Raw genomic sequence first — 24,395 nt, 5'->3', positions numbered from 1 at the left:
GCAATTGTTTTGCTGAATGTAACTCTTGTTAGTTATTTTTCTCAATACAAGGACAATGTAATTTTAACTATACATAAAGTAAGTTTAAAAAGATGAGGGTTTTTGAAACAGAAATGCTTAGGATAGCATTTCATTTCTAAATCATTCGTGAACAACAAGCTCCCTGACTTATTGTAGAAATCGGGGAGTTGGCTTTGAAATTCTACATTAATTGCTATATTAAGATATAAGAATTATTTGCAATAATTATATTGTGTATGTTTATATACCATAATAAAAAAGCAGAGACTAAAAATTTTAATCTCTGCTTTTTTATATTTTTTTTTACAACCAACACTTGGAAATTCTTTACATTTTAACAAAAATGTTTGAAACTTATTGGAGTGTTAGTTTTGAACACGTTGAACGAAGCCTAAAGTTAAACTATCTTTGGCAAGGAAATGAGCTAAATGGTAAGCTCTTTCCTCAGTTTCCAAAAGGATTTTTTCGTAGAGATAACGTGTAGCGCGATCGCCTAAACTCTCTGCTTGAGAAGCTTGACCACGGAGGACTCTAATAATAGCCTGCTCTGCTTTGAGGTCATTTTCTACCATATCACGGCTAGAAAATACGCCATCTATTTCTTGTTCAAAGCAAGTTAATTCTGCCAATTTGGCAAAAGTAGCAACTGGTACTCCTCCCAGTCCATTTAAGCGTTCACCAATATCATGGATATGTTCTTGGATTTCTTTATAGCTATCGTTAAAAAACTCGTGCAAAGAATAGTATTCTGCACCTTCGACTACGAAATGATGCTTTTGGTATTGTAAAGCTAGAGCTTGAAAACTAGCTAGGACAACGTTAAATCCTTCACAAACTGGAGTGGTGACACTGCGATCCAGCAAGACAGGATTGTCGTAAACTTGACCAAAATTTTGTAATAAAGTTTGCGTTTCAGACATTGTTCTCCTCGCTTTTGAGCAGTTATGCTTTCTAACCGCTTAGGTTTTTACATATTAGCATTTTAAAAATGAAAACCAGGTAGATCAATATGATTAAATTTTCATTTTTAAGTACATAAAATTTTGGTTTTTATTTATTATTGAAAATTCATATCATCAAATAACTTGATTTTCACTTGCGAACAAAGTTAGACAGTTCAATGTCATCAGCAGGGGTATGTTTTATTTGTTAGCAGTAAAAAGAGTTTGCAAAAAAAGTAAAGATTTGCATTAAGAAGAAGCAGAGAAAAGACATATTTTGTTTTTTATTGACATTTTTAATCAAAAATAGCTTTTATTTGTGATATACAGGCTTAATTTAGCTAAATTAATTCTTTTTACAGATATTACTCAGTTTTGTTATTTTTAGCTCGAACTTACTTGAGCTTATAGGCTTGATTGAAAAACTTTTGCAAAAACTAATGAGAAAAGTTTGCACTTAGGTTATGCTTATTTAAGGAGTTCAACTCCAAAAATACCTATGTCAAGGGAGTCAAAACGCAGTGTTTACTGCGAGGTTATAGCACTTTGAGGGCGGCAATGTTGAAGTCTTTTAGTTCAGAAATAGAAGCAAAACACGTTGTAGAAGTGAATTGGTCAGATCGTTGGCAAGTCTATCAACGCTTACAGGAACTAGATATTCCCTGTTGGTGCGAGACTAACCAACCCTTGACAATTCAAATTGAAAATGCTTACACAGCTATTCAAGTTTGGAGTGTCATACGGCAATTTACCGCGTCTCGGCAAGTATTGATTTGGGCTTTAGAAGCGTGTTGGTAGCTTGGTCGCCAAGCTCTCTCAAGTAATATCTCGCTTGATTGGTTGTATTAGTCAAAAATTAGGTAAGTACCATGAGTAATCCCCACAATACTGAAACAACAGCATTTTGTATGGAGGCTAGATTCCTCGATTTTGTGATTAAAGATGGCTATAAACTCAAAGGACTACTGCTAGCTACGCCTGAAGGCGAATGTTATGTAAAACTAGCTAAACATTTACGAGTAGCATTTGACTGGCGTTTACCGCGCGGTACTTGGTTACAAGTTGTGGGTGAAAAAAAATACGATCGCAAAACAGGTGAAATCAAACTCAAAGCTGAACGAATTTTAGCAGCCAGAATAGACACGGTGACACCAACAAAAGAAGACACACAGAACTTCACCGTATCTTCTGCTAATTACACCAAGTCAAAAGTAGCAAAATCAACTATCTTGGTATGTCAAAAATCTGATTGTATGAAACGTGGCGGTACAGAAGTATGTCAAGCTATACAAACAGCTATGAGCGATCGCGGTTTAGAAGACCAGGTAACGATCAAGGGAACTGGCTGTATGAAAAATTGTAAAGCAGGGCCTAACTTAGTCATGCCCGATAAAACCCGCTATAGTCGTATCAAAGCCACACAAGTACCCGCACTTATAGACAAGCACTTTAGTGAAACTACATTGGCGATCGCCAGTAGTAATAATATTTAAAGAAAAATTTTTTAATAGAAATATTTTATTTTACATTTGATACTGAGTCCTAATTTTTGCCAGTTTTTTGCAAAAATTAGGGCTTATCCCCATACTGCAAGGGATAAGATTTTTCGTCATATTTTTGGGATTGTAGACGCGATATATCGCGTCTCTACATGATTTAAATGTCAATTGATTTGTCTTATCCGAGAAGTATTAGGATTTATCCAGCTTCCTTGAAAAGCGCCTCCCAATCAATTACAGAAGGTCGCGATCCACTATTAACTATTTCAAAAGCTTTTCTTTCACAATCAGGATTTGTGAGACATTCCACGCACGCTGCTGCAACATCAATGCGACTAGTTTGACCAGTAAGTTTGTCACCCGTTCCCAGTATTACACCAAGCTTACCTCCTGTTTTGGCTTGCAACAAAGTGTTGAGGTCGTATGAAGTATAGGGGCCGTCAATCAGGCGACCTGGGCGGATAATAGTGTAAGGCAAGCCAGAATTAGCGATCGCTTCCTCGCCTTTTTGTTTGGCATCTAATACACCAAAGGCATTAAGAATACTATAGGGAAACTTGTCTTTGCGTAAAACTCCGCAGGAAGATACATAAACAAACCGCTTCAACCCAGAGGGTGCTGCTTGTACTAAATCACTGACACCCTGAAAATCAACTTTTTCAGGACTATTTTTTGCTTTAGCTTTAGCATCTGAAGGATTCAAAAACAGCTTTATCGATGCAATTAAGTTAGGTGTTTCCTCAAAATCCCATTTCGCAGAAGGGAAAGCACTAGTTCCAGTGCAACATATGATGTAGTTAACACCCTCCGTTGCTGCTGGAAGTGTAGCCTCTTCGCGTAGATCACCAACAGCAATTTCTACCTTATCCTCAAACATTTTTTGGGCTTTAGCAGTATTGCGTGTCAGAATACGAATTTTAAAACCTTTTTCTAACAGCTTACTTACCACCAGCTGTCCAACTCCGCCAGTAGCGCCAGTAACAAGTACTCTTTCTTCAGTAGATACTCCAGCAGAAGTCATAAACTATCACCAAGGATTAAAATTGATAACAGACACGATGAATCGCGTCTCTATTAAATATCAACCACCGCTGATTTTGGCTTTGTATCCCAGCTTGAGCAAGATTTCCAGGATTTTCTGCTTGTGTTCCCCTTGAATTTCGATTTCGTTATCTTTAACTGTTCCACCTGTACCGCACTGAGTTTTCAACTGTTTGAGTAATGCTTGCAAAGTTTCTGGTTTTGTTTGAAAACCGCTAATGACAGTGACAGTTTTTCCTTTGCGTCCAGCGCGAGTTGCTTGTACCCGTACATTTTGTTTTTCGGGTGGTAGTTCTTGAGTTGGTCTTTCTAATGCTGGCGAGTAGTTGTCACCAAATTCACGGTAAACAAAGCGATCGCTTGATGATTTATCCTTGGGGGAAGCCATAAACTTTAATAATTAGTGAACAGTTATCAGTTATCAGTTATCAAAGACTGACAACTGTTTAGTAGTCTTGAGTAGTAGTTCACCACATTGATTTTGGCAACTTGGCCAGATCCCCGACTTTTTTAAAAAGTCGGGGATCTAACCCCTCGCAAAGAGTCAAAATTTGCGTGGCGAAGTAGTAGTCTGTTTTTATCCTAATCCGGTTCAGACTTTTTTATAATTAAGTTCGTCTTGTAGTTTAAACTTCAGTACTTAACCGATAATTCCTCGCAGGCTACAAACCTTCAAATCCAAAATCCCATGACTACTACTCCCATTTTCCCCAATTTCCAAACTAATCAACACCCTGACCCCCAAGGACGCTTTGGTCGCTTTGGTGGTAAATATGTTCCAGAAACATTAATGCCAGCACTGGCAGAATTAGAAGTAGCATACGAGCAATATCGCAATCAAGCTGCTTTTGTTGCTGAGTTACAACAATTACTCCGTGATTACGTCGGACGTGCTACTCCTTTATATTTTGCCGAACGCCTTACCGCCCATTATGCTCGTCCAGATGGCACAGGGGCGCAAATTTACTTAAAACGCGAAGATTTAAATCATACAGGCGCTCATAAAATAAATAATGCGATCGGTCAGGTATTGTTGGCGAAGCGCATGGGCAAAAAGCGGATTATTGCCGAAACTGGTGCTGGTCAACACGGTGTAGCAACAGCAACAGTCTGCGCTCGATTTGGTTTAGAATGTGTGATTTATATGGGCGTTCACGATATGGAACGTCAAGCTTTGAATGTATTTAGAATGAAGCTGATGGGAGCAGAAGTCCGACCAGTAGCGGCGGGAACAGGTACACTTAAGGATGCTACTTCGGAAGCAATTCGGGATTGGGTGACAAATGTCGAAACGACTCACTATATCTTGGGTTCGGTGGCTGGCCCTCATCCTTATCCAATGATGGTACGGGATTTTCATGCGGTAATTGGACAAGAAACCCGCGCTCAAGCAATGGAAAAATGGGGCGGCTTACCTGATATTCTCATGGCTTGTGTCGGTGGTGGTTCTAATGCAATGGGACTTTTTCACGAGTTTGTGAATGAGTCATCTGTCAGGTTAATTGGGGTGGAAGCTGCTGGCGAAGGTGTGAATACAGAAAAACATGCAGCCACGTTGACAAAAGGACGAGTTGGTGTATTGCATGGAGCCATGAGTTACCTGCTACAAGACAACGATGGACAGGTGATAGAAGCTCATTCAATTAGTGCTGGTTTAGACTATCCAGGTGTGGGACCAGAACATAGTTATTTAAAAGATGTTGGACGTGCTGAATATTATAGTGTGACTGATGCTGAAGCTTTAGCCGCATTCCAAAAACTTTCGCGCTTAGAGGGAATTATACCTGCACTCGAAACCTCCCATGCGATCGCCTACCTCGAAACCCTGTGTCCCCAACTGAGCGGTAGTCCCCGGATTGTGATTAACTGTTCTGGACGTGGTGATAAAGATGTGCAGACAGTAGCTAAATTCCTCAATCAGTAAACAGTGATCAGTGGTCAGTCAACAACCAAACCTAATAACTGATCACTGTCTTCATGGGTCTATCTTGAGACTCTGGTTGTACTCAAGATTGTAATGTTACAGTTCAAGAAGCATTACTAATGCTTGTAGGACAATGACTGAGCAACGTGAGTCTGATTTCCCGTCAGCAAATATTCAAAACTCAAATGAACCGACTAATGATCTCAATAAAGAGTCGGTAGATAATTCCAATCCAAATCCGATCGCAAGTGTTTGGAATAAGACAACAGAACGATTAATCCAAGTTCTACCCGTAGAAAAAATATCACAGTCGTTTGTGAAGTGGTTTAGTGTTAGTGAAGCTCAAGTTGCAGAGATTTTAGAGCAAGTACGAGCAGAACTACCAACCACAGAAGCCTTATTGATTGGTAAGCCTCAAGCTGGTAAAAGTTCTATTGTCAGGGGATTAACAGGTGTTTCTGCTGAAATTGTTGGTCAAGGATTTCGTCCCCATACTCAAAACACCAAGCGCTACGCTTATCCTTCTAATGATCTACCTTTACTGATTTTTACTGATACTGTTGGGCTAGGTGATGTTAATCAAGATACTGATGTAGTCATTCAAGAACTAATTGGTGATTTGCAAAAAGATAGTCGTGGCGCCAAAGTCATGATTCTCACTGTCAAAATTAACGACTTCGCCACTGATACACTACGACAAATTGCTCAGGAGTTACGTCAAAAATATCCAGATGTTCCCTGTGTATTAGCAGTTACTTGTTTACATGAGGTTTATCCTCCTGATGTTGCGGATCATCCAGAGTATCCACCAGTATACGAAGAACTTAACCGCGCTTTTGCTGCGATTGAGGAAACTTTTACTGGACTGTACGATCGCTCTGTACTCATCGACTTTACCCTAGAAGAAGATGGTTACACACCAGTGTTTTACGGGTTAGAAGTATTGAGAGATACTCTAGCAGATTTACTACCAGAAGCCGAAGCCAGAGCAATTCACCAGTTATTAGATCAGGAAACTGGTGAGAAGATTGGTAATCTCTACCGAGATGTGGGACGTCGTTATATTTTGGCTTTTGCTGTGATCGCCGCCACAATCGCCGCCACACCTCTACCTTTAGCTACAATGCCTGTGTTAATTGCATTGCAAGTATCAATGGTCGGGTTATTAGGTAAATTATATGGACAAACACTTACACGTTCTCAAGCTGGTGGTGTCGTGAGTGCGATCGCAGGTGGCTTTTTTGCAAGAACAGTTGCACGGGAGCTAGTTAAATTTATACCTGGATTTGGTAGTGTTATTGCTGCTTCTTGGTCTGCTGCCTATACCTGGGCATTGGGTGAAGGTGCTTGTGTATACTTCGGTGATTTAATGGGAGGTAAAAAACCCGATCCTCAAAAAATTCAATCTGTGATGCAAGACGCATTTGAGCAAGCAAAAGCACGTTTTCGAGGTATGAAGTGAAATTCTAAATACCCTAAAACATTTAACAATTCTTTTCCTTCTACTTATTAGCGATTTATTAAAATTATGTTTCTTACTCAAACAGTTCCCCGTCAACGAGAAATCGTTGAAGTTCTTTTCCGTAATGGCTGGGACTATATGCGAAGATTGCTCACAGGTGGTAAAGCTGATGAGCCTCAGTTACCCACACCAGCAGTTTTAAAAAATATCTTGGTTGATTTGGGGCCTGTGTACGTCAAATTGGGTCAACTACTTTCTACCCGTCCAGACTTGCTAAGTGGTTCTTATATCGAAGAACTATCAACACTACAAGATGAAGTCCCACCAGTTTCTTGGTCAGAAATAGAAGTTCTGATTCGTCAACAACTCAAACAACCTTTAGAAGAAACCTTTACAACAATTAATCCTGTACCAGTAGCAGCCGGTTCCATTGCTCAAACCCATCGAGCTACCCTCAAAGATGGTCGAGAAGTTGCTTTGAAAGTGCAACGTCCAGGAATTGATGTTACTGTTGCCGGAGATATTGCTTTGATTCAAGGTATTGCTGATTTAGTAGCACGCACTGAATTTGGTCAAAGCTACGAAATCAAATCGATCGCCGAAGAGTTTGTCAAAGCTTTGGAAGCAGAGTTAGATTTCACAGTAGAAGCTAGTTATACTGACGATTTGCGGCGCAATTTATCTGCGAGTCGCTGGTTTGATCCAAATCAGATCAAAGTCGCACAAATTTACTGGGATTTGACTACACAAAAATTACTAGTAATGGAATGGTTGGATGGTGTACCGTTGTTGTCGGCAAATTTAAGTAGCCAAAACGGTAAAAGCCCGATTGTAGAAAGACAAGAAATTACTACCTTGTTATTTCGTGCTTTTTTCCAACAATTATATATAGATGGATTTTTTCACGCCGATCCTCATCCAGGCAATATTTTTTATCTTAAAGATGGGCGAATTGCTTTAATTGACTGCGGGATGATGGGGCGACTCGATCCGCGGACACAGCAAATTTTAACAGAAATGTTATTAGCAATAGTTGATTTAGATGCTCAACGGTGCGCCCAGTTAACTTTGCAATTAGCGGATTCAAATCAACCTGTCATTTTGTCTCGTCTCGAAAATGATTATGACCGGATGTTGCGGAAGTACTATAACTTGAACTTGGCGCAAATGAATTTCAGTCAGATCATTTATGAACTGTTACAAGTCGCTCGTAATAATAAAATTCGTTTACCTAGTAATATGGGTTTATATGCCAAAACCCTAGCTAACTTAGAGGGAGTAGCACGATCATTTAATCCAGATCTGAATTTTATAGATGAAATTCAACCATTAATTACAGATTTATTCCGTCGTCAGTTGTTCGGAGAATCACCAGTGCGATCGCTCCTGAGAACAGCGCTAGACTTGAAAAGCCTCTCTTTACAATCTCCCCGACAAATCGAATTATTGCTAGATCGAGTCACATCAGAAACATTGCAGTGGAATTTAAATGTACGTGGCCTAGATAGCTTGCGTCGTACCACCGATGATGCTGCCAATCGGCTTTCTTTTAGTATCCTAGTAGGTTCACTGATTATGGGAGCAGCAATTATTTCAAGTAACGCCAGAACACCACAATTTTCTCTTCTAAGTAACGTGTTATTTGCTACAGCAACCTTCTTGGGTTTGTGGCTGGTAATTAGTATTTTGCGATCAGGACGTTTAAGATAATTTTGTTGGTTGTCGTTTGGAAGTTCAAAAAACCTGCCTGCGATTGGAATCGCAGTTTCATAGCTTGATTATATGAGGTCGTATGAAGACGACTTGTGCTATTAGCTAAGGGTTTGAACCCTTAGCGGTATATTGAAAAAATTACGATGCTCCCTAAACAACCGTTAACCACCAACTAACAACTATTAACCACTAACTACCATCTACCTTATGCCAATCATTGAAGCTCAAAATCTGAGCAAAGTTTATCCTGTCGCTGTGAAAGAACCAGGTATTGCGGGAACAATTACCCACTTTTTTCGCCGCACCTATCGCCAAATCAAAGCAGTTCAAGATGTTTCCTTTGAAATAGCACCTGGGGAAGTAGTTGGGTTTTTAGGACCAAATGGTGCTGGAAAAACCACCACACTCAAAATGCTCACAGGATTGATTCATCCTTCTAGCGGTATAGTTAAAGTCGCTGGTTATGTTCCCTTTCGTCGCCAAGAACCATTTTTGCAAAAAATAACCTTAGTAATGGGACAAAAGCAACAATTAATTTGGGACTTGCCAGCAGTGGATTCATTGAAAATTAACGCTGCTGTTTACAATATAAGCGATCGCGAATTTAAAAAGCGAGTCGGCGAACTCACCGAAATGCTGTCTCTAGAAGGAAAACTTAACCAACCAGTACGCAAACTGTCTTTAGGTGAGCGTATGAAAGCAGAAATTTTAGCAGCACTTTTACATCGTCCTTCGGTGCTATTTTTAGATGAACCAACTTTGGGACTAGACGTTAATGCTCAGATGGGGGTGCGCGACTTTTTACGAGAGTATAATCAGCGTTATCAAGCGACAGTACTCTTGACAAGTCATTACATGGCAGATATTACCGCTCTGTGTCAACGAGTATTATTAATTCACCAAGGTAAGTTGATGTATGACGGTAGTCTCGATGGACTATTAGAAAAGTTTGCACCTTATCGAGAAGTACATGTGGAATTAACACAACCTCTGTCAAAACAAAGACTCATGTTCTATGGTGATGTCCAAAAATTAGATGGACGAATGGTCTGTTTTATGGTGCAACAAGAAGACTTAACACGCACCGTTTCACGAATCCTAGCAGAGTTAGATGTGATTGATTTAACCGTAAATGAACCACCAGTGGAAGAAGTCATTGGAAGAGTATTTCAAGCAGGGGTAGTTACTAGCTAAAAATTGTTGTTTTTACATTGTTGGTGCTTAATAACTAATGACTATTGTACAAACACCATTAATACTATTGTACAGACGCGATGTTCCTCGCGTCTCTAATGACAAATTATGCAAAGACTTATCAAAACAATATTAACTTTTCTGTCTGTGTACTACTCCTACATGATGGAGTATCGCGCAGAACTAATTTTATGGGTTTTAGCTGGCTCTTTACCAATTATCCTAATGGGAGTTTGGATACAAGCTGCTCAAGGTGGACAATTCGGTTTAACACCCGTGGATTTTGCTCGTTACTTTCTGGCTGTTTTTCTGGTGAGACAGTTCACAGTTGTATGGGTAATTTGGGAAGTGGAAAAGGAAGTAGTAGAAGGTAAACTTTCTAACCGATTGCTACAACCAATTGATCCAGTATGGCATCATGTTGCTGCCCATATTAGTGAAAGATTTGCTCGTATACCATTCGCAATTCTGTTAGTAGGATTGTTTTTTATACTCTACCCTCAAGCTTTTTGGATACCGAGTTTCGGAACTTTTTTATTGTTTAGTTTAGTGGTGATATTAGCTTTTATTTTACGCTTCGTGATTCAGTACACTTTTGCTATATTTTCCTTTTGGACAGAAAGAGCAAGCGCTTTGGAAGATTTCTGGTTTTTGTTCTTTTTATTTTTATCTGGTATGATTGCCCCTCTTGAAGTTTTCCCAGAATCAGTCAGGACGGTAGTACTCTTTACTCCTTTTCCCTATTTAATTAATTTCCCAGCAAGTATTTTGGTAGGAATACCTGTAAATTTGACACAGGGATTGATATCAATTTTGGGTTGGATTTTGTTTTTTCTGGGTTTGAATCGTTGGTTATGGCGACAAGGATTGAAGCGGTATTCGGGAATGGGAGCATGAATTAATGTCTCGTAACAAGCTGCTACGTATCTACACAGAATTTTCATACCCATGTCATTAATTATTCATAGAAATTTTGGTAGAATTTCTGGTAGCAAACATTAGATTTGCTCCTCATACCACACCGCTGCTCTCTTGTGTGCTAAAGGCAAGAGAGCTTTTTTATTGAAGATGACAATTAGCTAACCGTCTACCAAAAATTCATGTCCAACAGTCCATTAATTCCACAGCCAAATTCAAATGATGCACAAGAAGCAGTTTTGACACCGCTAACAGAAGCAATGATTCAACGTGCAGAACAAGGTGTTGCTTATGCACGCGATCGCTATACTAATGAAATTATCCACCAAGCGCTACAGTCGGCGGAAGCAATTGCGGAAGGTGCTTCAGAACACAAAGTTAGCGGTGAAATGCGGCGAAAGGTAATACGGACTCTCATCCATAGTTTATTTCGAGTGAAAGTTGAGTTTTCAGAACGGATTCCTACTCAACCAGTCTTAATTGCTGCTAATCATCTAAATCATATTGATCCGTTTTTATTACTATCAGAATTACCCGCACATCCCTACACCTATATTTTTGGTGATGCTCGTACCCTTTACAACCAGTGGTGGAAACGAAAATTTCTACATTTAGCTAAGGGAGTCATACCTATAGAACGGATCTGGAAAGAAGAATTAGCAGTAATACAAGCTGCGAAAACTGGACATGAAGATTTAGTTGAATTAGCAGATGCTATAGAAAAAAATGTCCCCACAGGTAAATCTATAGAATTTATGCGACGCTTAGATCGTATTGTTCAAGGCATTTTTGCTTGTGGGGAAAGTATAATTCTATTTCCAGAAGGAAGATTGGGCAAGGCTGAAGGTCAGTTATTTGTTCCTCTCAAACGCGGTGTTGCTATTTATGCTTTGCGTTCTGGAGTACCAATTTTACCCATAGCTTTAGTTGGGACACAAAATCTGTACCTCTGCAAACAATTAACTGTTCGATTTGGCGAACCGATTATTTCTCCTCAATCTAGTCGTCCCAAAGCACAAGAAATACAAGCAGTTGTAGATAAATTAGAAGTCGCACTAACGGATTTATTACCGAAAGATTATCAAGAACCGAAAGAACCGAAGTTCTTAAATCACTTTCTTAATCATATGTTTTGGTGAGTAGAGACGCGAAATTACTCTTTCACCTTCATGTCTTGGTGTTTCAAAAGTCGATTTTTAACCACGGAGACACAAAGACACAAAGAAAAGTACAGTTTTTAATTTTGGATAAAGTTGAACTAAGTGCGATCGCACTCCAATTTTATTAGGACTTACGCACACTCTACCAATTCTTGGCTTCTTGGCTTCTACCGTTCCGGTAGACACGTAGACGCTTCTGCGGCTTCCGTAGGTAGTGGCTTCTGAAAGTAGTCGCTTGCGCGTCTATGGCGGTTTAATAAGTAAAGCTTTTTGGCGATTTTTGCGTAAGTCCTGTTTATCTCAACTATATTTATTCTAGATATAATTATATAAAAATACTGAAATTTATAACTTCAATTTAAATATGAAAATTAGAACTATTACAACAGGAATTTCCTTAGCTTCTCCCAAGGAAAAAGATAAAATCAAGCAAGCTGCGGAGTTTAATCAGCAAGCAAAACTTTTGTTTGAACAATTTGGTTATGAAGTGCAAACAACGAGAATAGCTACAAATTCATGGGAAGAGTATCTACAAGATTTCTCTGCTACAGAAATCATCACTATTATTCAAAATATAGAAAATTTTTGTGATGAACTTAACATCAATTTTTTTAATATTGGATATGCCAGTCGCCCGGAAAAGATTGCTATCATTCCAGAAATAAATAAAAGCACATCTTTAATTTTTTCTTCCTCTAAAATTGGCGACAAAAAAACTGGTATTAACTATGAAAGTACTTTAGAATCAGCAAAAGCAATTAAACGTATTTCTCAAGAAACTGAAAATGGTTATGGTAACTTTCGATTTTGTGCTTGGGCAAATTGTAACTCAACCATACCATTTTTCCCGGTTGCCTACCATGAAGGTGATACATCTTTTGCTCTTGGTGTAGAGTGCAGTAATTTAGTAATGAAAGCTTTTGCTACAGCAAACACTAACATTCAATTAGCAGAAAATAATCTGCAATTACTTTTAGCAGAGGAATTAAATAAAATAGCAGATATATGTGAAAAAATCTCTGCAAAATTTGGTATTAATTATAACGGTATTGATACATCATTAGCACCACCTTTAGAGCGACAAGACAGTATTGCTTTTGCTTATGAAAAACTGATGAATAGCAAATTTGGCTATCAAGGAACGCTAACAGTTTCTGGAATGTTGACTCGTGTTTTAAAAAGTGTTCCAGTCAAAATTTGTGGTTATTCTGGTTTGATGCTTCCTGTTTGCGAAGATGTAGGTTTGGCTGCCAGAGCAAACGAAAAAACTTATGATATTACTAATTTACTATTGTACTCAGCAGTTTGTGGTTGTGGACTTGATACAGTACCCATACCTGGTAATATTTCTGTAGAAAAGATTGCAGCAATATTAATGGATATAGCAACTTTAGCCATCAAGCTAGATAAGCCTTTATCAGCACGATTGTTTCCAATTCCAGGAAAAGAAGCTGGGGAAATGACTGCTTTCAATTCCCCATATCTTGTTGATTGCAAAATATTTGCTGTTGATTAGATTTGTTATTTAGTTAGTCAGAGAAACAATAAACAACTAGTCAGAAAGCAAACTTGGCGAAGTTAGTACAAAAACATCTCTCGTTCCTACACCCTCTCCTATGGGTTTAATAGGAGTAGTAAAGTGAAAGAATTGATGATCGTTTATCAGTAGTAATTCTCCCGGATAGAGAATTTTATTGAAAACGGGCTTTTCTTTCTTAGCAGTATATAAATGGGTTTCTCCACCTTGAATATTGTTTCTATCAACAGAAAAGATACCGATAAAATCAGTCCCATCTCTATGAATACCTTCAGGTGCAGGATTACCAAAATTCTCTGGTGAACAACTAGTTCTGATTTGATGCACTCCGATTTCTGCTTCTGGATGCAGTTTACAAGAATCAGTAAATGCGAAAACTAGGTTTTTAAATATATCTAGTTCTATGAGTGCATCATCTAATTCTGCAAACTCTCTTTTAATATCACCTAATAAGGGGTTATAATCTTTGCTTTGAAACAGATAACCATGAGGTAATTTGATTAACTTATCTTCAGAAACTATAAAACGTGATAACCTTCTAGTACGATAGTTACCTTTAATATAAGGGTCAACAGGTAAGTTATTAAAAAATGGTTGGAAACCTTCTGTAATTATGGAGTTTACCTTTCGTAGGGTAAATAAAAAGGCGTATTCCAATTCTGTTGATCCCAGGACTCTTTGCATACGGTTTTTCTCCTGGTATATTGCTTTTCTTTGTATCCTTCCGTGTTTTATATCTTGAGGAAGGCTTATATTTCCTAGTGTATGCTATTTTTTATAAAAATGTCGTTAAGTAGACTACAGAAAATGTCATTTTATGATATATAAAACTGAAACCTATTGATGTAGTGAGCAAAGAGAATTAAGAATTTTGTCAGTACTGCTGATATGAAGTGAAACGATAATAAATATTATGTTTTTAGATATCAAGTAGCTACACATTGGACATAGTCTGGAAGCGATCGCACTCAAAGCGATCGCTTCCAGGCTTAAATCGGTATACAACAAGGAATTACAATACATCCACTTGCTGCGCGTTGATTTTGCAGAGTTTGAGCAGCGATTTTACACGCTTTGAATCTTTGAGGAGCCATTTGTATAGCTGTGAGCAAATTCTGGTTAATTAATTGGTGCTTGATGTAGTCCGAGCAAGAATCACCCCCATAAAGTAATCGATGGGGACAGGAAAAACCTTTGTGAGGAGAAAAGCGCTTTTGATAAGTATTGAGTGATGCGATCGCAACTTGGCCTGCAAAAGCTTCAATAGTACTGACTGACATCAGAAAAATAGTGATCTAAACAACCACTCAATCTTCTATCCAACGTCAGTCTCTATTACTCTATCAACAGGTTTAATTTGCATACTAGTTCAAATCGGCTGGTATGAATAAAATTTGACTAAAATCAAATATTGCTGAATTCCATTCCCAATCAAGATTATGAGTTTTTCCAGCCGCAATTCACCCTTCAAAAACATCGTCACATATACTATATTGAGTGCGATCGCACTAGCAACGCTTTTTCCTTTATTTTGGCTGTTAAGTACAGCACTCAAATCTCAAAGTGAAAATATCTTTCAGTCACCACCGCAGTTACTACCAAGCCAACCAACTTTAGAAAACTTTGTTAACGTTTGGCAATCTAATCCTTTTGGACAATATCTATTCAATAGTACTTTCGTTGCTCTACTGACTGTCGGATTAAATTTACTATTTTGCGCTTTAGCTGCTTATCCCTTAGCGAGACTTTCATTCGCGGGAAGAGACTGGATTTTTATCGCAGTTATTTCCACAATTATGATTCCGTTTCAAATTGTGATGATACCCCTGTATATTTTGACAGTCCAGTTGGGCTTAAGAAATACCTACTTAGGAATGATTTTTCCTAGCCTAGCTTCTGCTTTTGGGATTTTTCTATTGCGACAAGCTTTTATGAGTGTCCCCAAAGAGATGGAAGAAGCAGCACGTATGGATGGCTGTTCCGAATTAGGTATATGGTGGTACGTGATGTTACCAGCAGTTCGTCCTGCATTGGTTACTCTGGCAATTTTCGTTTTTATCGGTTCTTGGAGTGATTTTTTGTGGCCTTTGATTGTGATTCAAGACGAAAGCTTGTATACACTACCTTTAGGTGTAGCGAAACTAGCGGGTACTTTTTCTCTTGATTGGCGGTTAGTAGCTGCTGGCTCAGTAATTTCTATTGTTCCAGTCATGCTATTGTTTTTGTTTTTACAACGCTATATTGTACCCACAGAAACAGGTAGCGGTGTGAAAGGGTAAAAAAATCAGAATAAAAATTTTAATAGGCTCCATGTTTTTTGACAACTACCCATATCGTCTTGACAATCAGACTTAAGTCGTAGATTACTGACCATTTGCGTTGGTAGTCTATGTCCATGCTAACTATTTTCTCAAAATCGGTGATGCTCGAACGGCCATTTGCTTGCCATTCTCCTGTTACACCTGGTTTAACTCGTAATCTTTGCCAGTGATGTATTTGGTAATGTATGACTTCATCAGGAGTGGGTGGACGAGTACCGACTAAACTCATTTCCCCTCGCAAAACATTCCAAAATTGAGGAAATTCATCTAAACTAGTTTTACGTAAAAATTTACCTACACGAGTGATACGTGGATCTTCAGTGGATTTAAAAATGTAACCTGTGGCTTCGTTTTTGACTAAGTGCTTGAGTTTATCTGCACCAACAATCATAGAGCGGAACTTCCACATCCGAAAGGTACGCCCGTTCAAACCACAACGAATTTGACTATAAAATAGGGGACCAGGATCGTCAAAAAAGGTGGCAATTGCAATGGGAATAGTTAATATCGCTGTAATTGCAAGACCAACAATCGCTCCTAGTATATCAATGATTCTTTTAGTAATACTTTTAACAGAAGAGTGTAATGGTTGTGAGAGACATTGAGTTGAGTTTGAATATCTCAGAAAGAACGAATTATCAGTCTTAGGACATTCTTCATTAGAACTAAAATCAAACACAGCTTGGTTTCGGTTTTTACTTAGTCAGAAGTTTATAAGGTAAATATAAACAACAACTGTTTACACCGAGAAGCTAAAAATCAAAAATTTATACAATCTTTGTAATTGAGTATGGAAAACTTAAAGTACTGCTAGAAGGAAAGCAATTCACAAATACACCCTGACAAATTGGTAATAGTGAAGGGACAAAGAGTCAGAGAATTTTAGAACTTACGCAAAGCAAAAAACCTCTCAAACTCTTATTTCTCCGTGTACTCTGCGTCCTCTGCGGTTCATTTTTCCGTTCCCTGTGCGTAAGTCCTGAATTTAACTTAATCTTTTTTTACCTTCGCCAGTGCATCTTCAGCAGCAGCTTTCTCAGCATCTTTTTTACTGCGTCCGCTACCTATTCCATAAATTTTTTCATCCACAAACACCTTAGCAACAAATTCAGGTGCGTGAATATAACCTCCCACCTGTTCTGTTACATATTTAGGTGGAGTGAGGGTAACATTCTTTTGCACCCACTCTTGAAAGCGATTTTTTGAGTCTACATTCGCCCGATTATCAACTATATTTTCTGGTACACCATCAAACAGTGGTTCTACAACAGCCCGAATCGCTTCTATGTCAGAATTATTATCTAAATAATAAGCACCAACCACAGCTTCAAAGGTACTACTAAGCAAATTCGGATTTTGAAAACCACCATCAAGAATAGCACCTCTACCCAATCGCATTCGTAAGTCTAAACCTACCTCAATAGCGAACTTGGCTAGTTGCTTCTCATCTACCAACGCCGAACGCCGTCTAGTTAATTCATCTTCTCCTTTGTCAGGATAACGACAATAGAGATACTGACCACTAAGAAAATTAAGTAAAGCATCACCCAAAAATTCTAGGCGTTCGTTGTGTTCGCCTTCTGTTGGGTTTTCATGAACATAGGAACGATGGGTTAACGCTCGACGTAGGAGTTTATCATTATTAAATATCAGTAGTTTGTGCATTTTTATGTGTCGTCTTGTTGCCAAAATTGATTGTTGGGAAAGTTTATTGTATTAAGTGCTTCAGTGACTATTCATAAACTGAGTGCGATAGATTTCATGAGCAACGAAATCCCGCCCTCAAATAAATAGCTGGCTCATAACCAAAACCCACTTAAAGTGGGTTGAAGGAGTTATTTGTTCAGTCTACTAAAAGTAGACTTCGGCTATGAGCCGCGCAGTTTACTTGCGGGCTTACGGGCGATTCAATAGTTTAGTCTGATCATATTTATCGAACTTAATTACTTAACTAACAGCTACTTGACTCCAACTCAAATACGGTAATTTCGCCGCCGTCGCCCGAATTTGATCTGCGTGGGCGACTAATTGACCGCAAGCATCCCAAGTACCCGAAACAAACATATTTTTCGCACCTTCTCCAATTGAGATAGGGGCAGAAAAATCACCACATTGCACCTGCATAGTTTCTAAATTTACTGTCACAGGTGCTTGGGGATTAGCAACAATGATTTCTTGCAGTTGTTTGACGGTGGTAGAATCAGCAGTAACGCAGGGAATGCCCATCGCTACACAGTTACCAAAAAAGATTTCGGCAAAGCTTTCACCAACTAATGCTTGAATACCCCATTTTGCGATCGCTTGGGGTGCATGTTCCCGTGAAGAACCACAACCAAAATTACGATTAACGACTAAAACCTTTGCGCCTTGATACTGCGGTTGGTCAAAAGCATGTTCTCCTTTGAGTGCAGCACGGTCATCAGCAAATACATGTTCGCCCAAACCATCAAAGGTAACACAGCGCAAAAAACGAGCAGGAATGATGCGGTCAGTATCAATGTCATCACCTACCAAAGAAATACCACGTCCGGAAATTGCTTTTACTTCACTTACCATAAGAAATTTTGAAGAATTTTTGGATTGAGGAGTAGAGGAAAAATCAAACTTTGTGTCTTTGTGTCTACCCTGCGGGTAGGCGCGTAGCGACTTCTGCAAGTAGCCGCTGGCGCGTCTATGTGGTTCAAACAGATGTTTTATTAACCACCAAGACACCAAGACACTAAGAACTAATTCAACAACTCGCGCACATCGAAAACTTCACCTTTCACCGCCGCAGCTGCTACCATTGCTGGACTCATCAACAAAGTACGACCAGAAGCAGAACCCTGGCGACCTTTGAAATTACGGTTAGAAGAAGAAGCGCTGAGTTGCTGTCCTTGGAGTTTGTCCGGGTTCATAGCTAAACACATCGAACATCCCGGTTCGCGCCATTCAAAACCTGCTGCTTGAAAGATTTTATCTAGTCCTTCTGCTTCAGCTTGTTGTTTCACCCGCTCGGAACCAGGGACAACAAAAGCTTTGACCCCTTCAGCAACTTGACGTCCTTGAGCAACTTTGGCTGCTTCTCGCAAATCGCTAATTCTACCGTTGGTACAGCTACCAATAAAGCAGACATCGACTTTTGTGCCTTGAATGGGTTGACCAGGAGCTAGATCCATGTATATGTAAGCTTCTTGGGCAATTTGGCGGTCTTCTTCTGCTAATTGTTCGGCGGAGGGTACAAACTGGTTAACGCCGATACCTTGACCGGGTGTAATTCCCCAAGTCACAGTGGGAGAAATTTCGGCGGCTTCAAATACTACAACGTCATCATACTCAGCATCAGCATCACTCTTGATTGATTCCCACCAAGCAACTGCTTTCTCCCAGTCTGCGTCTTTGGGAGCAAAGTCTTTACCCTTAAGGTATGCGTAAGTGACTTGATCTGGATTTATGTAACCGCAACGCGCCCCACCTTCAATGGACATGTTACAAACGGTCATCCGTTCTTCCATGTTCATTTGCTCAAAGGTAGTACCTGCGTATTCATAGGCGTATCCCACACCACCTTTGACACCAAGAGTACGAATGATATGGAGGATGACATCTTTGGCGTAAACACCTGGTTTGAGAGTACCGTTAACTTCGATTTTGCGGACTTTGAGTTTAGATAAAGCCAGGGTTTGGGAGGCGAGAACATCGCGGACTTGGCTAGTACCAATACCAAAAGCGATCGCACCAAATGCACCATGAGTTGAAGTGTGGCTATCTCCACAGGCGATCGTCATTCCTGGCTGGGTAAGTCCTTGTTCTGGTGCAATTACATGCACAATACCCTGATTACCAGAACCGATATTATGGAACGTAATGCCATTCTCTTGACAGTTCTGCTCTAGCGCCTGCATCATTTCTTCTGCTAGTGTATCAGCAAAAGGACGTGCCTGATTTGTTGTTGGCACAATATGATCTACTGTAGCGATCGTCCGCTCTGGAAACAATACCTTTAAACCCCGCTCCCTCAACATAGCAAAGGCTTGGGGACTAGTAACTTCATGAATCAGGTGTAGTCCGATCAATAGTTGTGTCTGTCCTGAAGGAAGTGTACCAACAGTATGTAAGTCCCAAACTTTGTCAAAAAGTGTACCTTTGCTCATACTTGAACCTGTTTTAAGCCGTCGCATTTTTTAGATGGTATCAAAAATAGTCAATCACTCACCGATAAGCTCAACTTATATCTTGCACCTAACCCTAAATTAAAATTTGGGCTTAAAGCTAAAGTCGGTTTTAAACCGACTAGTTAAAGTTTTAAGCCATTTTAATGGGTTTAAGCTTTGAGCCGAAAATTTATTTGACGGCTGATTGCAACTGGTACAAGATGTCAGTTAATCCTTATGGCGAGAACTTTTCATTACCTTTCGGTATTTGAAAGGTTACAGTTTGATTACGCCTGTTGCCTTAATCACTACAATAAATAAGTGAGTTAATAATGTCCAATATATTTTAGTCCTATAACTAATACGTAAAAAATATATATAAGTTGTATTTGAATTTTGCGAAGCTCGGTGTAAGACTCAGGTATTGTCTTTTAACCCACTTTAAGTGGGTTTTAGCTATAAGCCCCAAATTTATTTGAGGGTGAGATGTCGTTGGTCATGAAGTCTATCAAAATCAGGTTAAGTTTATTAGGACTTACGCAAAAGTCGCCAAAAAGCTTAATTTATTTAACCGCCAAGGAGCCAAGAACGCCAAGGATTCATAGAGTGTGCGTAAGTCCTATTTATAGATAAAACCAGATTCCCAGATATAGTAAATACTCCTGATAACTACTAAAATCTCACTAATAGTTATCAGGAGCTTATATTCTGGAGAAAAATTTTGACAAATGGAAAATTCAGGTAATTTACAGCGATCGCATCTACAATTTTTCACAAACTTTGTTGTTGAGAATTTAAAATGATGCAACAAAATGTAGCAATATCAACAAAGTTGTCAGTCTGGTGAAGTTAGAAAATTGTCTTGCAATTTACCATAATGCTCTGATATTACCATTATTTTGTCTACCTCCAGTTCCGGGTGTTGTGGTAGTACCTTCATTCGTAGTTCCAGGTGTTGTGGTAGTACCATCATTTATAGTTCCAGGTGTTGTGGTAGTACCATCATTTGTAGTTCCAGGTGTTGTGGTAGTACCTTCATTTGTAGTTCCAGGTGTTGTGGTAGTACCGTTATTTTGCGAGTATAACCTGCTATTTGATGGAGAAGCTTCACTAATTTCTATGCTACTATCACTRAAATTGTCTTGCAATTTACCATAATGCTCTGATATTACCATTATTTTGTCTACCTCCAGTTCCGGGTGTTGCATTAGTACCTTCATTTCTAGTTCCGGGTGTTGTGGTAGTACCATCATTTATAGTTCCAGGTGTTGTGGTAGTACCATCATTTGTAGTTCCGGGTGTTGTGGTAGTACCTTCATTTGTAGTTCCAGGTGTTGTGGTAGTACCGTTATTTTGCGAGTATAACCTGCTATTTGATGGAGAAGCTTCACTAATTTCTATGCTACTATCACTGAAATTGGGCATTGCTAATGTTGGAAGATTTAGTAAGACGCTAGTACTAGTAACTCCTACAAAACTAATAAACATTGTGAACCATTTTTTGTTGTTTCCGCGCATTTTTATCTCCTGAAATTCAACCTGAACAACTAATCAAATACTGAGTAATTTGCTAGATTTTAACCAAGTATTGAGAACTTATGATCCGAATTAAATATCATAATCACAAGTGTCTAAATTGATTGGTAATTTGACAAATTTATTACTAATAATTAACGCTATTAATTTACTTGCTCGTCTGTCTTTAGGTGAATTTAGAATTTTTTAAATTAAATATTTTAGTAAACTTTAACTGTGACAATAAATACAAACACATTGCCAATTTAGCTTTGTAAATCATTTGCAAACAACAAAATAACCGACTTATTAATTAAGTCGGTGTTCTGGAATTGAAATTTTGGAAAATCAGAAATATTGCTTTGATTTCTTTAAGTTTTGATAGAAAATGCCGCTTTCACATTGCACATTTGAGTAGCTCTTTGGGTTGATATATTGTTGGGAAGAAGACTACCAAATCTATGGTAATACAGTTACTGGTGTTCCTATATTTACCTGAGCAAATAATTCTTGAACATCCTTGTTATACATACGAATACAACCATGGGAAGCTGCTTTACCAACTGATTCAGGATCAGGAGTACCATGAAAACCAATCCAATTTGTACCATTTGTCCAAAATCCAATCCAGTAGCGACCAAGAGGATTTTTAGGACTTCCTCCTGGGATAGATTCGCCTGTAAAAGGATGCATCCAAGCTGGATCTTTTGTCATATTAAGTATTTGGAAATTACCAGTTGGAGTTTCCCAACCTGGACGACCGACTGCAATCGGATAAGATTTGATTTGAGTTTTTCCCCGATAGAGGATTACTTGACGTCGGCTAATAACAATTTTTAAGTTAATAGGTTGATCGATAGAACTTGCTGAAGATTTTGCTTCAATTTGAGAGTATGGTGTGCTAATAGATGGAAGTTCTGTGAAAATATTTAGCACAACACTGGTACTAGCAATCACAACAACAGTAGCAAGCTTTGAACACAAACTTTTATTGTTGTTTACGCTCATTTTTGTATTCCAGCTAAAAAATATTAGTTGCGAAGAATTTTGCAGAAGTTTTCACAAATAATCACAACATTTATTTAGGGAAATCCAAAAAACAGATTCTTTAACTCCTGCATCTAATACAATTTATTTCCCTTGTATTCCTTATCCCTTGCAACGCCAATATTTCTTATTTGGAAGTCCCTTATATGTAAGTCAGTATGTCAGCCAAAAGAATTTACTAGATATGGAACTTTATTATTAATATTTATCTCTATTGATTAGTTGTTCGTCTGCCTCAAGGTTAGTGTTAGATTACATTATGCTGTAATCAAAAAAACAGATTTAATGTTGCATATATAAAAAAATCAAAACTTGTATCCTCCGATTCAAAGTGAAGTTGCTGAGTATAGGGAGGATAAAATATGCAAGTCGCAGCTATGTCTTCTGTTGTTTTCTATAGATATTTATAGATATTTCTAAAATTCATTTACACAGATAGTGACATAGTGTACTGATCTTGGCATCAAATAAAATCGGAGTTAAAGTAGATGCTTATGGTGACTACAACTTTTCACGCACTCAAAGAATGGGCAATTACCGTCAATGCTTTAGAAGCAGGAAAAACAATCATGCTGCTTCGCAAAGGTGGTATTCACGAACGTAATGGACGCTTTCAAGTAGTCCATGACGAGATTTTGCTTTACCCAACTTACGAACATCAACAACCTTTTCTATTGAAGCCTGAGTATGCTAACCTTGTTTGTCCCGTGACACCTGGTTGGCATCCAGAGACAATACGCATCGGTAGTTGGGCAAAAATTACGGATATTTTTCCAGTTTGTGATGAATCAATCGTCAATGCTTTGCTTCCCTTTCATATTTGGAACGAGCATTTTATTAGCGATCGCCTCAAGTGGAAAGCACGTCAGCCATTATATATTCTGCTGCTGCGGACATACAATCTACCCCAAGTTCGCGAAATCCCCTATCTACCTGAGTATGGTGGTTGTAAGTCATGGATTGATTTGGATGAAACAATTCATATACAAGATGCAAAACCAGCATTGTTAGATTCTACTTACTATCAGTTAGTAGCGGAAATTCGTGATATTGTTGGTGACAAGTTTTATGTTCCTTGCATTTGAATAAGCTATGTATGCTAAACCATAGACACGTAGCTGATGTCAATTTGGATAAGTGATTACACTTAAAAAGATTTGAGAAACAAAAAATCGTATTTGTCGATACACCACTTTTGTTTGACAGCACTTAATATTAGTGGAACACAAGTGTTGTTTATTGCTGTCTGATATTTATTAAGGTGCGTAATTTTGGCTCAGACTGAAGAAAGAATTATATGAATATATGCATCTGGAAAACTAACCAAAAAAGTACCCCAATGGGGTGATGTTAAGCTTGACAAAAGTCTGCCATTATGCATCTAAATATAAAAATACAAAGGAGTTTACTATGCAGCAAAGAATGTGCTGGTTATCTACTTCTGGTGAGAATGAGACTAAAATTTTGCATTTGCAAACTGCACCTCATCAACCATGGCGTCCTTACACAGCTTTCCCTCAGTATGCAGTACCAGATTATAAAATCCCTGGCGGTTCTAGAGGTTGGGCAACTTATCAGAAACTTTTAAAAGCAGGTTGGACTTTAGTTCCTACTGCATTAGCCAACGAGTTTTCTGTATCCAAGGCTCCCGTAGAGCTTTAATTTGTAGTTTATAGATTTATAATTCTTTCGTATACGTTTTGACTAAAGAATCAATCCCCGTGATTGCAGTGCCAACGACTACAGTGTATGCTCCTAAATCAATAGGCTGACATGCCATCTCAGGATAAAACATACCGCCTTCATAAATCACGGGAACCATTTAAGTTTTCTACTATCTTGCACAGATTGACCCTCCCCTGGATAAATACTAGGGGACTATAAACTATTTCAGCGCATACAAAAATCATTTCAGCGCACACAAAAATCATTTCAGCGCACACAAAAATCATTTCGGCGAACCCAGAAA

At 38.6% G+C, this 24,395-nt stretch carries 25 protein-coding genes; 12 read left to right on the top strand and 13 right to left on the bottom strand.

Annotation, left to right across the window (positions count from 1 at the left end):
* Positions 1-386 precede the first annotated feature (386 nt).
* A complete protein-coding gene (dpsA, locus tag B4U84_RS14810) occupies positions 387-941 on the bottom strand; it encodes a DNA starvation/stress protection protein DpsA (protein ID WP_017309880.1) in 555 nt (184 codons plus the stop codon).
* A 582-nt stretch (positions 942-1,523) separates the two neighbouring features.
* Here dpsA and B4U84_RS14805 point away from each other — a divergent pair.
* Positions 1,524-1,760 (top strand): Asr1405/Asl0597 family protein, encoded by a 237-nt coding sequence (locus B4U84_RS14805; RefSeq protein ID WP_026081822.1) that lies wholly within the window; start codon positions 1,524-1,526, stop codon positions 1,758-1,760.
* A 71-nt stretch (positions 1,761-1,831) separates the two neighbouring features.
* Positions 1,832-2,455 (top strand): (2Fe-2S) ferredoxin domain-containing protein, encoded by a 624-nt coding sequence (locus B4U84_RS14800; RefSeq protein WP_131119118.1) that lies wholly within the window; start codon positions 1,832-1,834, stop codon positions 2,453-2,455.
* A 205-nt stretch (positions 2,456-2,660) separates the two neighbouring features.
* Here the strand turns inward: B4U84_RS14800 and B4U84_RS14795 are convergent, their stop codons facing one another.
* Entirely contained in the window at positions 2,661-3,482 is an 822-nt protein-coding gene (locus B4U84_RS14795) for an SDR family oxidoreductase (protein WP_131119116.1), read from the bottom strand.
* 60 nt (positions 3,483-3,542) lie between these two features.
* A complete protein-coding gene (locus B4U84_RS14790) occupies positions 3,543-3,890 on the bottom strand; it encodes a translation initiation factor (protein WP_017309876.1) in 348 nt (115 codons plus the stop codon).
* A 300-nt stretch (positions 3,891-4,190) separates the two neighbouring features.
* Between B4U84_RS14790 and trpB the strand changes: the two genes are divergently transcribed.
* From trpB to B4U84_RS14755, 7 genes are all read left to right on the top strand, one after another.
* Positions 4,191-5,426: a tryptophan synthase subunit beta gene (gene trpB / locus B4U84_RS14785; protein ID WP_131119114.1), complete on the top strand. Its 1,236-nt coding sequence runs from the start codon at positions 4,191-4,193 to the stop codon at positions 5,424-5,426.
* Positions 5,427-5,559: 133 nt separating this feature from the next.
* Positions 5,560-6,888: a YcjF family protein gene (locus B4U84_RS14780; protein ID WP_131119112.1), complete on the top strand. Its 1,329-nt coding sequence runs from the start codon at positions 5,560-5,562 to the stop codon at positions 6,886-6,888.
* Positions 6,889-6,954: 66 nt separating this feature from the next.
* Positions 6,955-8,598: an ABC1 kinase family protein gene (locus B4U84_RS14775; protein ID WP_131119110.1), complete on the top strand. Its 1,644-nt coding sequence runs from the start codon at positions 6,955-6,957 to the stop codon at positions 8,596-8,598.
* A 210-nt stretch (positions 8,599-8,808) separates the two neighbouring features.
* Positions 8,809-9,795 carry an ABC transporter ATP-binding protein gene (locus B4U84_RS14770; RefSeq protein WP_017309872.1) on the top strand — a complete coding sequence of 329 codons (987 nt, stop codon included), beginning with the start codon at positions 8,809-8,811 and terminating at the stop codon, positions 9,793-9,795.
* Between the two features lie 108 nt (positions 9,796-9,903).
* Entirely contained in the window at positions 9,904-10,692 is a 789-nt protein-coding gene (locus tag B4U84_RS14765) for an ABC transporter permease (RefSeq protein ID WP_131119108.1), read from the top strand.
* Between the two features lie 203 nt (positions 10,693-10,895).
* Entirely contained in the window at positions 10,896-11,852 is a 957-nt protein-coding gene (locus B4U84_RS14760) for a lysophospholipid acyltransferase family protein (protein WP_131119106.1), read from the top strand.
* A 385-nt stretch (positions 11,853-12,237) separates the two neighbouring features.
* Positions 12,238-13,389, top strand: a complete 1,152-nt coding sequence (locus tag B4U84_RS14755) for a DUF711 family protein (RefSeq protein WP_131119104.1) — start codon at positions 12,238-12,240, stop codon at positions 13,387-13,389.
* Between the two features lie 36 nt (positions 13,390-13,425).
* Here the strand turns inward: B4U84_RS14755 and B4U84_RS14750 are convergent, their stop codons facing one another.
* Together B4U84_RS14750 and yidD are read right to left on the bottom strand one after the other, a co-directional pair.
* Complete coding sequence (locus tag B4U84_RS14750) at positions 13,426-14,094, bottom strand: 2OG-Fe dioxygenase family protein (protein ID WP_131119102.1); 669 nt, start codon at positions 14,092-14,094, stop codon at positions 13,426-13,428.
* Between the two features lie 305 nt (positions 14,095-14,399).
* Positions 14,400-14,690 (bottom strand): membrane protein insertion efficiency factor YidD, encoded by a 291-nt coding sequence (gene yidD / locus B4U84_RS14745; RefSeq protein WP_131119099.1) that lies wholly within the window; start codon positions 14,688-14,690, stop codon positions 14,400-14,402.
* Between the two features lie 159 nt (positions 14,691-14,849).
* On the opposite strand from yidD, the gene B4U84_RS14740 reads away from it, so the two are divergent.
* Entirely contained in the window at positions 14,850-15,689 is an 840-nt protein-coding gene (locus tag B4U84_RS14740) for a carbohydrate ABC transporter permease (RefSeq protein WP_131119098.1), read from the top strand.
* A gap of 19 nt (positions 15,690-15,708) precedes the next feature.
* Here the strand turns inward: B4U84_RS14740 and B4U84_RS14735 are convergent, their stop codons facing one another.
* From B4U84_RS14735 to B4U84_RS14705, 7 genes are all read right to left on the bottom strand, one after another.
* On the bottom strand, positions 15,709-16,356 hold the full coding sequence (locus tag B4U84_RS14735) for a sugar transferase (RefSeq protein ID WP_242677696.1): 648 nt from the start codon (positions 16,354-16,356) through the stop codon (positions 15,709-15,711).
* A gap of 365 nt (positions 16,357-16,721) precedes the next feature.
* Positions 16,722-17,396 (bottom strand): ribonuclease III, encoded by a 675-nt coding sequence (gene rnc, locus B4U84_RS14730; protein WP_017309864.1) that lies wholly within the window; start codon positions 17,394-17,396, stop codon positions 16,722-16,724.
* A 282-nt stretch (positions 17,397-17,678) separates the two neighbouring features.
* Positions 17,679-18,287 carry a 3-isopropylmalate dehydratase small subunit gene (gene leuD / locus B4U84_RS14725; protein WP_131119094.1) on the bottom strand — a complete coding sequence of 203 codons (609 nt, stop codon included), beginning with the start codon at positions 18,285-18,287 and terminating at the stop codon, positions 17,679-17,681.
* A 170-nt stretch (positions 18,288-18,457) separates the two neighbouring features.
* A complete protein-coding gene (gene leuC, locus B4U84_RS14720) occupies positions 18,458-19,864 on the bottom strand; it encodes a 3-isopropylmalate dehydratase large subunit (protein ID WP_131119092.1) in 1,407 nt (468 codons plus the stop codon).
* Positions 19,865-20,733: 869 nt separating this feature from the next.
* Positions 20,734-21,012, bottom strand: coding sequence for a hypothetical protein (locus B4U84_RS14715; protein WP_242677643.1), 279 nt, complete (start codon positions 21,010-21,012; stop codon positions 20,734-20,736).
* A gap of 1 nt (position 21,013) precedes the next feature.
* Positions 21,014-21,382, bottom strand: coding sequence for a hypothetical protein (locus B4U84_RS14710; RefSeq protein WP_131119090.1), 369 nt, complete (start codon positions 21,380-21,382; stop codon positions 21,014-21,016).
* A 456-nt stretch (positions 21,383-21,838) separates the two neighbouring features.
* A complete protein-coding gene (locus tag B4U84_RS14705) occupies positions 21,839-22,387 on the bottom strand; it encodes a L,D-transpeptidase (RefSeq protein WP_131119088.1) in 549 nt (182 codons plus the stop codon).
* Between the two features lie 533 nt (positions 22,388-22,920).
* Here B4U84_RS14705 and B4U84_RS14700 point away from each other — a divergent pair.
* Both B4U84_RS14700 and B4U84_RS14695 read left to right on the top strand, forming a co-directional pair.
* Entirely contained in the window at positions 22,921-23,511 is a 591-nt protein-coding gene (locus B4U84_RS14700) for a DUF1802 family protein (protein WP_131119086.1), read from the top strand.
* Between the two features lie 337 nt (positions 23,512-23,848).
* A complete protein-coding gene (locus B4U84_RS14695; protein WP_077166363.1) occupies positions 23,849-24,088 on the top strand; it encodes a hypothetical protein in 240 nt (79 codons plus the stop codon).
* 16 nt (positions 24,089-24,104) lie between these two features.
* Here B4U84_RS14695 and B4U84_RS14690 read toward each other — a convergent pair whose 3' ends face one another.
* Positions 24,105-24,206, bottom strand: coding sequence for a beta/alpha barrel domain-containing protein (locus tag B4U84_RS14690; RefSeq protein WP_242677695.1), 102 nt, complete (start codon positions 24,204-24,206; stop codon positions 24,105-24,107).
* Positions 24,207-24,395: the final 189 nt, after the last annotated feature.

Source organism: Westiellopsis prolifica IICB1 (assembly GCF_004323185.1).
Taxonomy (GTDB): Bacteria; Cyanobacteriota; Cyanobacteriia; order Cyanobacteriales; family Nostocaceae; genus Pelatocladus; species Pelatocladus prolificus_A.
The sequence above is the reverse complement of the archived record's forward strand: the minus strand, read 5'-3'. Positions and strand labels throughout refer to the sequence as shown.